Origin of the sequence: Halorubrum sp. SP3 (genome assembly GCF_005435195.1) — an archaeon.
Lineage (GTDB): Archaea > Halobacteriota > Halobacteria > Halobacteriales > Haloferacaceae > Halorubrum > Halorubrum sodomense.
The window spans coordinates 1-240 of record NZ_SGTU01000068.1; positions in this window are offsets into that span (position 1 = coordinate 1).

The window sequence follows — 240 nt, forward strand, 5'->3', positions numbered from 1 at the left end:
CGATCCGGCTGTCTGGGCGCTCCTCAATGAGCGTCCGGAACTCACTTGTCCCGTCCCACTGGGAGTTGTATGCCCCAAACGAGGCTGTCGAGGTGCTCGCGGCAAAAATAAGCACACCTGCGAGAAGTCCGATGAGGACATATAATACGAGTCGTGGCAGTGGTGGCGTTCGCATTTAGAAGGTCCCCTCTGGTAGAATTTCGATAATGCGGCGGATGACAATATAGCTGAACCCCGCAA